This window comes from Rhodococcus sp. NPDC059969, assembly GCF_042738325.1.
Taxonomy (GTDB): domain Bacteria; phylum Actinomycetota; class Actinomycetes; order Mycobacteriales; family Mycobacteriaceae; genus Rhodococcus_F.
The window spans coordinates 1,589,879-1,603,010 of record NZ_JBHWUF010000001.1; the positions used below are offsets into that span (position 1 = coordinate 1,589,879).

A 13,132-nucleotide genomic window follows, 5' to 3' on the forward strand; every position below is an offset into this window, starting at 1 on the left:
TCGACGAACGGGTGGTGGCGATGGCGATTGCTGAAGTGGACGCAGAACTCGCCGTGCTGTTCAACGAGGCAGGCGGCGAGTCCGCCCCTGCCTACGAACGGGTCAAGAACCTCGTGATCTCGCAGATCAATTCGGGTCGGTGGACCGAAGGTGATCAGTTGCCTTCGGAGAATCAACTGGTCAGTGCGCTGGGGCTGTCACGTATGACGATCAATCGAGCGCTTCGCGAACTCACCAGCGACGGTCTGATCGTGCGGATGATGGGGGTCGGCACCTTCGTCGCCGCCACGAAGACCGCGTCCCCGCTGTTCGAAGTCAAGAACATCGCCGACGAGATTCAGCGGCGCGGCCACCGTCATCGAACCGAGGTCGTGTTCGTTCGTGAGGAAGAAACCGACCACGGGCAGACGTTCCTTCGTGAATCGGTGGGCAAACGGGTGTTCCATTCGCTGATGGTGCACTTCGAGGACGAAACTCCGATTCAGGTGGAAGACCGGTTCGTGAATCCGAACGAGGCGCCCGACTATCTGCGCCAGGACTTCACTGCGATCACCCCCAACAACTACCTGAGTGACGTTGCGCCTCTGGTGCGCGGCGAGCACGTCGTGGAAGCGGTGTTGGGGAGCCCGGACGAATGCGAACTGCTCCGCATCGATCGAGGGGAACCGTGCCTGCTGATTCGCCGCCGCACCTGGTCGGCCAACGGGTTGGTCAGTGCGGCGCGCTTGATCCATCCGGGTTCACGCAATCGCTTGGAAGGAACCTTCGAGCGCTGATCGCTTCGAATGGCGAGACCTGAACACAGGCTCGTCCGATCGCACCATTTTCGGGTGCAACTTCGGTGCAATCGACCAGGACGTGACTGCGAGCACACTGAGATCATGGGTGGACGGTTATCGCTTCCGCAACCTCACGTCCCGACGAGTGAGACCAGAGCGGATCGCAGCAACACCGTCCAAGCCACTCGCTTCCATGATCGAAGGAGTTCGACCTGTGACCGACTTGCCCAAGGACCTACTTGTCGCCCCGAAGTGGCAGGAACGCCTCGACGAACTGGCAGCCAAGCATTCGGTACCGGGTGCGCAGGTCGGTGTGATCGCGCTGGGCGAAGAAGGCACTGCGGACATTCGTGTCATCACCACCGGAGTGACGAGCCTGAACACGCGCGTCGACGTCGACGCCGACACTTTGTTCCAGTACGGATCCGCGAGCAAGATCTGGACGACGACGCTGATCATGCAACTCGTCGACGAGGGCAAGCTGACGTTGGACACCCTGGTGGTGGAGGTGCTTCCGGAGTTCACGATCGCAGACCCTTCCAACACGAAGGAAATCACGATCCGCCAGTTGCTCACGCACACAAGCGGTATCGACGGAGACTTGTTCAACGACACCGGTGACGGCGACGACTGCGTCGAGAAGTACGTCGACGAACTCGCTACCGCGATCAGCGTTACCGAGCCCGGCGGGCATCTGAGTTACAGCAACGCGGGTTTTGCCGTTGCCGGCCGCATCGTCGAGGTCCTTCGTGAGATGACGTGGGACGAGGCGTTGGTCGAATATCTCTGGAAGCCACTCGGATTGACGCACATCATCACCAAGGCCAAGGACGCGCCGCTGTTCCGCACGGCCGTCGGCCACGTGGCCAACCCGGATCGGACGTCGCCTGACAAGGTGGTTCCGACCAAGCAGTGGCTGCTCCCGCGCGGTATCGGACCGGCCGGAATCATCACCGGATCTGTCAGCTCTCTGCTGACTTTCGGTGCTGCACACATGCGTGACGGCCTCGCGTTGACGGGTGAGCGCATTCTGTCCGAAGAATCCGCACGTCTGATGCGAACCCCGCAGTTCGACCTGACTGCGGTCTCGAGCGTCGATCAGGCTTGGGGTCTCGGCTGGATCCTGTCCGACTGGGGCGGTGTGACATCCGCGCAGCACGGTGGTGCGACGATCGGCCAGATCACTCGTTTCCACACTTTCCCCGAACTCGGCCTGGCCATGGCCGTTGTCACCAACTCGCGTGGCGGCGGTGCCCTGGCCCACGACATCGAGAAGGAGATCGCTCAGGAGCTTGATCTCGTTCTGCCGGAACCGAAGTCCGAGGCGGATGCGGCAGAGATCGACGTGTCGCACATTCTCGGTACCTATGAATCGACAACCGTTCGAATCGAACTCACGCGCGACGACGACGGCGGATTCCAGGTTCAGAACTTCGCCAAGATCGAGATCGACGGCGAGCCCCCGGCCGCGCCCACCAAGGTCGTGCCGCTGTCTGCTTCCCGGTTCTCGATCAGTAACGAGAGCGCCTCGGGGGAGATGGCACATCTCACGATCGATGGCGAAGAATACTTGTACATGACGCGGCTTTTCAAGAAGATTTCCGACTAGCCGCGGCGAGATGATTCGCTCCGTTGAATGAAATCTCGGGCAGGTCGAGGGCGATGAGGGCCCTCGACCTGCCCGCACTACTTTTCGAGGAAAGCTAATGATGAAACCTCTCGCTCCCTTTCCGGACGTGAATCACCCAGCGGCACTGGATGCTTACGGCCTTGCGCCGGTCATCGACGGTCACAACGATCTGGCATGGACGGCTCGCGAGACTGCCGCCTACTCGGTGGAGAATCTCGAGAAGGATTCCGTCTTCCAAACCGATATCGACAAACTCGGTCGCGGTGGAGTCGGTGCGCAGTTCTGGTCGGTTTACACCCCGTGTGACATGACCGAGCCAGAGGCGGTTCAGTACACCCTCGAACAGATCGACTTCGTGTACCGGATGATCGAGCGGTACCCGGATACTTTCGAATTCGCGCGCACCGGCGACGACGTGCGTCGAATCTGGAGTGAGGGCAAGGTCGCGTCCTTGTTGGGCGCGGAGGGCGGTCACAGCATCGGCAGCTCGCTCGGTGTCCTGAGAATGATGGCGCGCCTTGGTCTTCGGTACATGACCCTGACGCACAACGACAACACCGGGTGGGCGGACTCCGCGACGGATACGCGAGTGCACGGCGGTCTCACCGACTTCGGTCGCGAGATCGTGCGCGAAATGAATCGGCTCGGCGTACTCGTCGACCTGTCGCACGTCTCGGCGGAAACGATGAGAGATGCCATCGAGACGTCGTCGGCACCGGTGATCTTCAGCCATTCGTCCTGCACTCAGCTGTGCGGTCACCCACGCAATGTTCCCGACGACGTCATGCGGCTGCTCGCGGACAACCGAGGCGTCATCATGATCGCCTTTGTGCCCATGTTCCTTTCTGCCGAATACAACGAGTGGTTCAAGGGCGGACGGGTCGGCCCACGGCCGGCGATGACGGTGGACCATCTGGCCGATCACGTCGAGCATGCCCGAGACGTCGCGGGCATCGACCACATCGGTTTGGGTAGTGACTACGATGGGTTCGACGACTTTCCGGACGGTATGCAGGACGTATCCGGTTTCGCGGTGTTGATAGACCGTCTGGCGGAACGCGGTTGGTCCGCGGAGGACTTGGCAAAGCTGATGGGCAACAACGTGTTGCGTGTGCTCGACGAGACCAGTGCGGCCTCGCTATCGAGCCTTTCCTAGCCGTATCGACGCCCGAGAAGATGAGGATGAGAATGAAGAAGATTCGTACCGTTGCACTGAAGGTGGTTGCTTCGGTGTCCGTAGTTCTAGTTGTGCTGGTATCGATTGCGCTCGTGTTCAATGTCAGCTCCAGCAAGGCGAGCGTTCCGACCGGGGACACGGGCAACCAGTTCGTGTCCGTCGACGGAAAGAACATGAGCTACTCGATCCGCGGCAACGGCGATCAGACCATAGTGCTGCTACCCGGGTTCGGAACGTCCGCACCGATTCTCGACTTCACACCGCTTGTCAACGAGCTGGCGCCTGACTACCGCGTCGTCACGATCGAGCCCTTCGGCTACGGGCACAGTGACCAAACGGACAAGGACCGCACGACTGCGAACATCGTCGAAGAGATTCATACGGCAGTACAGTCGCTGGGGATTGACGAATACATCCTCATGGGACACTCGATCACTGGTGTCTATGCACTGGACTACACCGCGAAGTACCGCGACGAGGTCACCGCATTCGTGGGCATCGACAGCAGTGTTCCAGGGCAGCCGAATATGGATACCAAATTTCCGATCGACGCACTCCGAGTGGGAAGGCAGTTGGGCTTGTCGGAACTGCTGTCCAAGTTCGTCGGTGGTGAGAACTCGGACGAGTACCTCGACGCCGCAGCAAAGGACGAGATGCGACAGTTGACTGCGAAGAACAACTTCAGCGACACCTACCTCAACGAGATGGACCATCTTTCCAGCAACTTCGCAGAAGCAATCGGCAGGACGTTCCCGGCCGATCTTCCGATTCTGTTGTTCGCCGTGCAAAATTCCGAAGTCGAGGGCTGGACTGCGCTGCACGAAGGGCAGGCCGCCTCCGTTGATCACGGAGAGTTGATCTTGCTGGACGGGGACCACTACCTGCACCACACCCGATCAAAGGAGATCGCCGAGAACGTCAACAGGTTCTTGGGCGAGCTGAACTAGATTTGGTAGACGTTGAGTTGAACGCGGAGTCATCGCATTGCGGTGACTCCGCTTCTTCCATCTCTACCGATCGTTTGGAGGCATTGTGGCGCAGAACTTTTCACGCCTCGAACTGATGAGTGAGCTGGACTCGGCGTATTTGAAACTCGACGTGTTACTTGACGGCGCCGCCGAGGCCGATTTGTTCGACGCCATTGCCGTCGATGCGTGGACGGTGCACGACGTACTCGCGGTGCGTGTCTGGTGGGCAGAGGCCGTCGTAGAGTGGATAGGCGCCGGACTGCGTGACGAGACACCACAAACGCCTGCTGCAGGTTACAAGTGGACGCAAACTCCTGCACTGAATCAGTCGGTTGTCGACGCGAGCACCGACGTTCCGATTCCGGTGCTTCGGGATCGCTTGGAAGCTGCCGTGGCGTTGTTACGCAGATACGTCGAGACCCTCGACGACGATCAACTGCTGTCGGTCGGGGTTTTCTCGTGGACCAGGACGTGGCCGGTGTCGAGGTGGATTGCCGTCAATACGATCACCCAATATGCGTCTTTGTCGAAATTGATTCGGAGACTACTGAAATCGACGAATCAGCTCTGAATACGGTGCATCCGCCAGACCGTCGGTCCGTCGGTCAGTGAGATTTTGCCTGCGACCGTGAAACCGAACCGTTGATACAGCGGTAGATTTCGTTCGGTCGACGTATCGAGCCAGCAATCCTGCTTGGTTCGATCCAGCTCTGCCAAAGCATGTTTCAGTAGCGCAGATCCCAGTCCCCTTCCGCGCGAGCGCGGCGTCGTGCCGATCGTTGCCAGCGACCACGCGTGCTCGGGTACGGGAAGCGCAGACAGCTGTTCGTCAGCCTGAAGTACGCGCTCGAACCGATCTCCATGCAGTTCGACGATCTTCTCGACAGTCTCTCCATCAGGCTCAGGGGTGTCCGGCGGCAGGACTGCGATGACGCCGTTGCCGGAATCATCGATGTAGGAACGCCCGAACGGTAGTGCCATCTGTTCGAGGTAGATCCGTTGCAGAGCCGCGACGCGTTCCACGTGGGAGTCTTCGGCGACGCACCAGTTCGTCCAGGGGTAGTCGGCAAATGCTTCGCCGAGAACCTCGGCGGCACGGTCGAGGTCGTCGATGGACAACGGTCGAACAGAATTCTGCATAGTGCCACTTCAGCACAGTGAAGTCTTCCGTCGCCACTCGATTTCGGCGGTGTAGCAGGTGCGCGGGCCGTGGTCACGTACTTGTGAGTTCATTCAAGAAAGCTGGACGAGGCAGTCGATCCTGCGTTGACTGGTAGTGATCGGGCAATCGCCGAGCTGTCAACTCCGGGCACGTGAGATCCGGGTATGGCGATTCTCCGCGAAAGGAACAGATATGAACAGGCTCGAAGGCAAGAATGTAGTGATCACAGGCGCCGCCAGTGGAATCGGGCGTGCAGCAGCACAACTCATGGCGGCAGAGGGCGCCAAGGTGCTGGTCGCCGACCTCGATCCGGCGCGAGCCGAGGAAGCGGCGGCGGCGATTCGCGAGACCGGTGGCAATGCACTGGGTTTCGGCGTCGACGTCATGAACGAGGACTCCTTGGCTGCGATGATCGAAAGGGCGGTCGCCGAATTCGGCGGCATCAACGTCTTGTGCAATCACGTGGGCGGTAGTAATCCCCGCAAGGATCTCGACCTGCTCCGGATGGACCTGGACGAGTGGGATCGCGTGATGTCGCTCAACGTGCGTAGCACCGTGGTCGCTTCACGCCTTGCCATTCCGCACATGAACAGTGCCGGTGGAGGATCGATCGTCAACACGGCCTCGGTAGGTGGATTGATCGGGGATTCCCTGCAGTCTGCCTACGGATCCGCCAAAGCGGCAGTCATTCGTCTGACTCAGTACATTGCAGTCCAGTACGGAGCAAACGGTGTTCGGTGCAATGCCGTAGCGCCGGGCGCGATCATGACACCCGCTCTCGTGGACAACATCCCCGCTGATGTCATCGATGGCATGAAGCAGGCAAACGCCCTGCCTTACCTCGGCGAACCCGAAGACATCGCGCATGCCATGGTCTACCTGGCTTCGGACGAATCTCGCTACATGACGGGGCAGACCCTGGTGGTCGACGGCGGACTCACCAGCAAGAGTCCGCTCGCGACCGGCCGTTCGTCGATGTTGAGCTGAATCAGCTCCGCCAACCGCTGGGGCCGGCGCCCAGAACCTCGATGGATCCCTGACTGGCGTGTGAATGCTTGGTGCGGTGCGTCATTCGCCACTTTCCGTCGATCCGCGCCCATGAGTCGTGGTAGTCGCCGAGGGTGAAGAAGTTCAGGTGAGCCTTGCTCCCGGTGCCCACATGCATGTCGCTGACGTAGGAGCGGCTGGTGGCAATATCACCGACCACCTCGACCAGAACGTTGCCGATCAGATGTTGGGTGGGTCCGCACTCGTCGAGGAACGAGCGGATGGATGCCACGACCTCGGCAGGCCCGCGAAGAGTTCCGGTGCCCAGTTCCGCCGTAGCGTCCGGAGTCATGATCCGGTGGAGTTCATCCCAGTCGCGGGCGTCCATGGCTCGCGCGAACTCGAAGACGGCGCGGGTGATCTCGCGTTCGTCGAGGAGAGTGGTGATGTCGATGCTCATGCTGTGCGCCTTTCTTAACGTCGGGGGGTTAATAAAGGCGCACAGCAGATGTCAGCGGTTGAGCAGCTTGCGCATCGCTTCGGCAGCGCCCTTGACCATCTTGTCGCGGGGGAAGCCACTGCGCTTCTTGGCGCCTTCGTAGTTTCCTGCAGCAACCCAGATCGGGCCGTCGGCAAGGTGTTCGAGACCTTCACGTGCAACATCTTCGGGTTCTGCGACGTTCATACCCGGGATGTCGAAATTCAGTCCTGCGCGAATCATAGCCGGTGTGCGAGTGACACCGAGAATGAACTCGACAACGTGAACACCGTAAGGCTGGAGTTCGAGCCACAGGCTTTCGGCGAAGATGCGCCCGAACGCCTTGGACGCCGCGTAGATGCTTTGGTGCTCGGAACCCATGAAGCCCGCAAGTGAACCGAGCAGCATGATGCCGCCGTGTCCGCGATCCTTCATCAAACCGCCGAAGTGGTGCGAGAGTTCGAGTTGCTTGTTGATGTTCAGTTCGATGACTCCGGCAAATCCGTTCAGATCGCCGGTGACGAACTCGTGTCCGTAGCTGTTGGCACCGGCGTTGAAGATGAGCAGGCCCACCTCGACGTCGTCGGTGACGGCTTTGATCTGATCGAGCGCGTCGGGAACGAGTAGATCCAATGCGAGAGTGCGTACTTCGACGCCGTTGGCACGCGCCTTGGCCGCGGTCTCCTCGAGCGGTCCCGGTTTGCGGGCGATGAGCACCAGATTGATGCCGAGCTTGCTGAGCTCGTCGGCGAACCCTGCGCCGACACCTTCGGAACCGCCGGCGATGACTGCCCACGGGCCGTAGTACTGAGGATCGATCATTACTACCTTCTTCGAAAGATGTTGGCTTGGCTAGTGAAACGGAGCCGGTACGGGTTCACTGTCGTCGACGATCGGCTTGGGTACCGGGTCTTCGTCGAGGATCTCGATCTCCCCGGCCCTGGCCGCATCGACGATGGACGCGATCAAGGCGCCGCACTCCTTGCGGGGAGCACCCGGTCGACCCTCTCGTTGCCCGAATTCTCGTTCGTCGGCAATTTCGAGGCACTTGGCGCGGGCCTGGTCGCTCCACTGAACAGTGGTGTGTTCCCAACTGTTCTTCTGGACCAGGACCTGCGCCTTGCACTCAGCGCACTGAAGAGGCTGCATCTTCTTCGGCCTTCTTCGCCGCGAGGTTGTCTTCGACTTCCTTCTGCCAGGCGGCGACAGGGCGTGCGGTATCGAGTTCGAATTCGAATCGCTCGGTCATCTCGGGAGCGATGTCAGCGACGTCGACGTAGAACTGCTCGTACCAGCGACGGAGCTGGTAGACCGGGCCGTCCTCTTCGCACAGGAGCGGGTTCTCGATGCGAGTCTTGTTCTTCCAGATCTCGACGTCCTGCTCGAAGCCCTTGGCGATGAACGTGCCGAAGTTCGCGGCCATCGCGTCGGCGGCTTCGCCCTGGAAACGATCCGACTTCTTGACGATGATGCCGTACTGGAGCACGAACTTGTCCGCGCTGACCGGGTAGTGGCAGTTGATGAGCACGGAGTCGACGTTGTAGTCCTCGTACTCGTAGGTCAGGTCGTCGACCATGAAGGAGGGACCGAAGTACGTGGCAACCGAGTTGCTGCCGACCATCTTCGGGGTGCCTGCTGCGTGCGGACGCATGTCCGAGCGAGCGACGCCGCGCATGTACTGCGTTGCTGCGTGGCCTTCGAAGACGTTCTTGAAGTACGTCGGGAACGAGTAGTGCACGTAGAAGAAGTGCGCCATGTCGACGATGTTGTCGACGATTTCTCGGCAGTTCGTGTCGACGGTGGTGGTGTACCAGACCCAGTCGCTCCACTCGTCGCTGAGCGCGCCTTCGATGCGGGGGATGGCTACGTCGTCGGTCGGCGGGTTGCCCTCGGGGTCGTGCCAGACGAAGAGCATGCCGTCCTGGTCGAGGGTCTGCCAGGCGCGCGTCTTGGCCAGCGGGGGAACGCGGCGTGCGTACGGAATCTTCTGGCACTTGCCGTTGCCGCCCCAGCGCCAATCGTGGAACGGACAGGCAATGGCGTCGCCCTTGATGGTGCCCTGGCTCAGGTCGCCACCCATGTGACGGCAGTACGCGTCAAGGATCTTGACGTTGCCTTCACTGTCGGCGAAGACGACAAGTTTGGTGCCGAACGCCTCGATCGAGTGCGGCTGGCCGTCCTTGAAGGACTCCGTGAGTCCAATGCAGTGCCATCCACGTGCAAAGCGAGTGGGCGCGGTTCCAGCTTGGATCTCGCGAACCTCGTCGTTGTCGGACTGAGTGATCGTCACGATGAGTCCCGTCCTTTCCAGGGGCAGTGTCGACGCCCGACGCTAGGGGAGCGTGAATTGCCTCTGGGGCGTCGTCTCACTGGCCGGGACCAGCGGAGAGCACGAGGATCGGGCGGCTGATCCCGGCCTCCGGGACTTCGGATCACCGGAACGCATGACCGACATATCGTGACGGGGCAGCCGTTATGTCTATCTGCCGATCCGCTCCCTCACGGTTCGGTGCGAGGAGTGTCTCCCATGGTCAACAAGGTTCTGAGCACAGTCCGTGATCTGCTTCCGAAGATCGCGGCCCGCGCTCAGAAGGTCGACGATTCGCGCAAGATCTCCGAACGGACCATCCGAGAACTGTCCGAAGCCGGTGTCTTCTCGATGCTGGCGCCGAAGAGATACGGAGGCGCCGAGAGCGACCCGGTCCACTTCTACGAAGTGATCCGGGCGATCTCCGCTGCCTGTGGCTCGACGGGCTGGGTCGCCTCGGTGGTGGGGGTGCACCCGTGGCATCTGGCGCTTTTCGACGACCAAGCCCAGGCCGACGTGTGGGGAGAGGATCAGACGACGCTCATCTCGTCCGCCTACGCACCGGTCGGACGGCTGACGGCGGTGGATGGCGGCTACGAGCTTTCGGGCCAGTGGGGCTTTTCCTCCGGCTGTGATCACGCGAGTTGGGCATTGTTGGGAGCGATGGTGGTCGGCATGGATGGCCGTCCCGTCGATTTCATGACGGTGTTGGTGCCGCGCACCGATTACGAAATCCGTGACGTGTGGGATGTCGTGGGTATGCGGGGCACCGCGAGCAACGAGATCGTGGTCGACAAGGCCTTCGTTCCCGAGCACCGATTGAAGCGCAACTACGAGACCGCACAACTGCGTGGACCCGGCCAAGCGGTCAATCCTGGCCCGCTGTACAAACTTCCGTTCGGGAGCATCTTCACCTCGACGGTGGCCGCCCCGTGTGTGGGCATCGTTGCCGGTTGTTACGAGGGGTACCTGGACGTGATGCGTGAGCGCGTCCGTCTGAGCTTGGGTGGTGGACGGTTCAGCGAGGATCAGTTCGCTCAAGTTGCCGTCGCACGTGCGTCATCGGAGATCGACGCTGCGATTCTGCAGATGGATCGCAACATCCGGGAGATGTACGAACTTGCTATAGCCGGCCAAGAGTTTCCGCTCTCGATGAGGCTTCGGGCCCGTCGTGATCAGGTTCGCGCGACGGAACGTTCGGTGGAAGCGATCGACATGCTGTTCAAGACAGCAGGCGGTAACTCCCTCTCCCGTGGAAACCCGATCGAGCGCGCGTGGCGCGACGTTCACGCAGGGAGCGTTCACGTTGCCAACGAACCGGAGCGCGCGTTGGCGCTGTACGGCCGGGCAGCGTTCGGGCTGCCGGTGGAGGACAACCTGATCTGACGGGTTGGCGCGTCACCGGGTGGGGTATTTGCCTCTGAATGAGGGAAGTTCCGGCTCTGACCATCGGCTCGCTCGTCGACATGGCAGGTGTTGCACGAGCGAAAGTGATGCCTGCGGCCCGAACTGGTGTCTTCGAGGAAGTCGGTGCGGGAGTGTCACCGAGTTGGAACGTCTTCTGCAGCGATGATCGGATTGCCTTCACCGATTCCTTCTCCGTCGTGGGCGATCTCCGACTACGTATCGACCGATCCGATCTCCGCGATCTCGGTGGTGGTGTGTCCTGGGCGCCCGCGACTTTGCATGAGCAGGACGGTTCGACGGCTGCCGTGTGCACGCGATCCGCGCTTGCTGCCGTCGCTGCGCGGCTCGCCTCCGACGGCCTCGAAGCCCGTGTCGGCCATGAGGTCGAGTTCACGCTTTTCGGTGACGCGTGTGGCGGTGAATGGTCGGCCTACGGGCTGGATGCGGTCGTTCGGCATGAGGACTTTCTCAAGGACCTCCTGCACAATGCCGAACGCGCACAACTACATATCGAGCAGGTCCATGCCGAATACGGACCCGATCAATTCGAGATATCGATCGCTCCGAGCGCTCCTGTTCAAGCCGCTGATCTCGTGGTGTTGGCTCGGATCTTGATCAGCCGTACGGCCAGAGCGCACGGAGTGGCGGCCTCGTTCTCGCCGATTCCCACCCTCGGCGGCGCAGGAAACGGTGCACACCAGCACTTTTCGTTGACCGCGGGTGGTAGCTCGCTCTTCTCCGGCGGCAGTCGGGAGCATGGAATGACCGACGCTGGAGCTTCCGCATTGGGTGGAATCCTTGCTCATCTGACGGAGTTCACGGCCGTCTTTGCGTCCTCACCGCTCTCCGGCCTCAGGCTGCGCCCGGACAATTGGTCGGGGGCCTACGTCTGTTGGGGGCTCGAGAACCGCGAATCGGCACTGAGGTTCTGTGCAGAGTCGCCGTCGAATCCGCACGGCGCCAACGCCGAAGTGAAAATCATCGATCCGTCGGCCAACCCGTATCTGGCGACCGCTGCGATACTTGGCCTTTCGCATATCGGTATCGGCAATGCCGCGGCATTGCCTGCGGAAATTGTGGTGAACCCGTCGACTCTCACGGACGTGGAACGTCATGAGCGCGGGGTGACCCGAGTCCCCACCGATCTCGGCGAGATCGTGCAGAAGTTCAACTCCTCCTCGGTGGCGAAGGAAATCTTCGGGGAGTCGATCATCGAAGCGATGGTGTCCGTGAAGGGAGCCGAGCGGAAGACGTTTTCCCAGATGGACGAGGCGACAACCGTCGAGCGGCTTCGATACACCTGGAGCTGAAAGGGTTGACGCCCAAGCGCCTGAGTTCTATGTTTAAGTGATTCCTTAATTAAGGAGTTGCTTACATGGACGAGCGAAGTGTCCGGCTCGATGCAGTGTTCAGTGCACTGGCCGACCCGACGAGGCGTGAAATGCTCTCTCGCCTGACGGATGGTTCGATGACCGTCGGCGAGTTGGCTGAGCCGTTCGAGATGAGTCGACCCGCCATCTCGCAGCATCTGAAGGTGTTGGACAAGGCCGGTCTCATCGAACGGACCGCCACTGCGCAATGGCGCACCTGCACCCTTCGCGCAGAGGGGCTCGACGACGCCAGTGCCTGGGTCAACGAACATCGGCGGGGTTGGAACGAACGCTTCGATCTCCTCGACGAGCGTCTACGTGAGCTGAAGCAACGTCGACCGAAGAAGGAGAAGGACAATGAGTGAGCAGAACGGCGATGCCACCGCAGAATTCACCATCACCCGAATCTTCGACGCACCACGTGAACTCGTGTGGCAAGCGTGGACCGATCCCGACGAGGCAGCCCGCTGGTGGCATCCCGAGGGCGTCAGCAGCCCCCGTGAGCATGTCACGATCGATCCCAGAGTTGGCGGAACGTACCGCCACCTGATGATCAACGACGAGAACGGAGCCGAGTACCCCACCGGCGGAACCTATCTCGAGGTCGACGAGCCGAAGAGGCTTGTCTTCACCTGGGGAAATCCAGGTGATCCGGTAGGCGCCGCGCCTCGGATAACGGTCACGCTCGCAGAATGGGGTGACAAAACCGAAATGACCTTCCACCTGGTAGGAATTCCGGGATTCAAGGGCGATGGGAATGTGTACGACGGATGGGAATCCGCTTTCGACGTGTTGGAAGAAGTTCGAGCCGGCGACTAGTCGGGAATCGGACACCGCGACAGCGGTGCCGGTGATTGAATGAGACT

General features: G+C 60.8%; 15 protein-coding genes. 10 read left to right on the forward strand and 5 right to left on the reverse strand.

What is annotated here, in order from left to right; genetic code table 11:
• The first annotated feature begins 20 nt into the window (after positions 1–20).
• The 5 genes from hutC to ACFWAD_RS07440 all read left to right on the forward strand — a co-directional run bounded on the left by hutC (position 21) and on the right by ACFWAD_RS07440 (position 5,125).
• Complete coding sequence (gene hutC, locus ACFWAD_RS07420; protein ID WP_378446969.1) at positions 21–776, forward strand: histidine utilization repressor; 756 nt, start codon at positions 21–23, stop codon at positions 774–776.
• A 217-nt stretch (positions 777–993) separates the two neighbouring features.
• Positions 994–2,388 (forward strand): serine hydrolase domain-containing protein, encoded by a 1,395-nt coding sequence (locus ACFWAD_RS07425; RefSeq protein ID WP_378542495.1) that lies wholly within the window; start codon positions 994–996, stop codon positions 2,386–2,388.
• A 97-nt stretch (positions 2,389–2,485) separates the two neighbouring features.
• Positions 2,486–3,565, forward strand: a complete 1,080-nt coding sequence (locus ACFWAD_RS07430) for a dipeptidase (RefSeq protein ID WP_378542497.1) — start codon at positions 2,486–2,488, stop codon at positions 3,563–3,565.
• Between the two features lie 32 nt (positions 3,566–3,597).
• A complete protein-coding gene (locus ACFWAD_RS07435; protein WP_378531488.1) occupies positions 3,598–4,533 on the forward strand; it encodes an alpha/beta fold hydrolase in 936 nt (311 codons plus the stop codon).
• A gap of 85 nt (positions 4,534–4,618) precedes the next feature.
• Complete coding sequence (locus ACFWAD_RS07440; protein ID WP_378542501.1) at positions 4,619–5,125, forward strand: ClbS/DfsB family four-helix bundle protein; 507 nt, start codon at positions 4,619–4,621, stop codon at positions 5,123–5,125.
• Here the strand turns inward: ACFWAD_RS07440 and ACFWAD_RS07445 are convergent.
• The gene (locus ACFWAD_RS07445) at positions 5,116–5,694 is read right to left on the reverse strand and encodes a GNAT family N-acetyltransferase (RefSeq protein WP_378542503.1); all 579 of its coding nucleotides are present in this window, start codon (positions 5,692–5,694) and stop codon (positions 5,116–5,118) included. The two genes, ACFWAD_RS07440 and ACFWAD_RS07445, sit on opposite strands and share 10 nt — an antisense overlap.
• 214 nt (positions 5,695–5,908) lie before the next feature.
• On the opposite strand from ACFWAD_RS07445, the gene ACFWAD_RS07450 reads away from it, so the two are divergent.
• Positions 5,909–6,703, forward strand: coding sequence for an SDR family NAD(P)-dependent oxidoreductase (locus ACFWAD_RS07450; protein ID WP_378542505.1), 795 nt, complete (start codon positions 5,909–5,911; stop codon positions 6,701–6,703).
• A gap of 1 nt (position 6,704) precedes the next feature.
• On the opposite strand, the gene ACFWAD_RS07455 is transcribed toward ACFWAD_RS07450, so the two are convergent.
• From ACFWAD_RS07455 to ACFWAD_RS07470, 4 genes are read right to left on the reverse strand one after another with little or no spacing between them, the layout of a single operon-like run.
• Complete coding sequence (locus tag ACFWAD_RS07455) at positions 6,705–7,163, reverse strand: nuclear transport factor 2 family protein (protein ID WP_378542507.1); 459 nt, start codon at positions 7,161–7,163, stop codon at positions 6,705–6,707.
• 51 nt (positions 7,164–7,214) lie between these two features.
• Positions 7,215–8,003: an SDR family NAD(P)-dependent oxidoreductase gene (locus tag ACFWAD_RS07460; protein ID WP_378542509.1), complete on the reverse strand. Its 789-nt coding sequence runs from the start codon at positions 8,001–8,003 to the stop codon at positions 7,215–7,217.
• A gap of 30 nt (positions 8,004–8,033) precedes the next feature.
• Positions 8,034–8,330 (reverse strand): hypothetical protein, encoded by a 297-nt coding sequence (locus ACFWAD_RS07465; RefSeq protein WP_378542511.1) that lies wholly within the window; start codon positions 8,328–8,330, stop codon positions 8,034–8,036.
• Positions 8,308–9,471 carry a Rieske 2Fe-2S domain-containing protein gene (locus tag ACFWAD_RS07470; protein ID WP_378446803.1) on the reverse strand — a complete coding sequence of 388 codons (1,164 nt, stop codon included), beginning with the start codon at positions 9,469–9,471 and terminating at the stop codon, positions 8,308–8,310. Before ACFWAD_RS07470 ends, ACFWAD_RS07465 begins: the two co-directional genes overlap by 23 nt.
• 237 nt (positions 9,472–9,708) lie before the next feature.
• Between ACFWAD_RS07470 and hsaA the strand changes: the two genes are divergently transcribed.
• From hsaA to ACFWAD_RS07490, 4 genes are all read left to right on the forward strand, one after another.
• Positions 9,709–10,875, forward strand: a complete 1,167-nt coding sequence (hsaA, locus tag ACFWAD_RS07475; RefSeq protein WP_378542513.1) for a 3-hydroxy-9,10-secoandrosta-1,3,5(10)-triene-9,17-dione monooxygenase oxygenase subunit — start codon at positions 9,709–9,711, stop codon at positions 10,873–10,875.
• A gap of 38 nt (positions 10,876–10,913) precedes the next feature.
• Entirely contained in the window at positions 10,914–12,206 is a 1,293-nt protein-coding gene (locus ACFWAD_RS07480) for a glutamine synthetase (protein WP_378542515.1), read from the forward strand.
• Between the two features lie 65 nt (positions 12,207–12,271).
• Positions 12,272–12,631, forward strand: coding sequence for an ArsR/SmtB family transcription factor (locus tag ACFWAD_RS07485; protein ID WP_378542517.1), 360 nt, complete (start codon positions 12,272–12,274; stop codon positions 12,629–12,631).
• The gene (locus ACFWAD_RS07490; protein WP_378542519.1) at positions 12,624–13,085 is read left to right on the forward strand and encodes an SRPBCC domain-containing protein; all 462 of its coding nucleotides are present in this window, start codon (positions 12,624–12,626) and stop codon (positions 13,083–13,085) included. The genes ACFWAD_RS07485 and ACFWAD_RS07490 overlap by 8 nt, the downstream gene beginning before the upstream one ends.
• Positions 13,086–13,132: the final 47 nt, after the last annotated feature.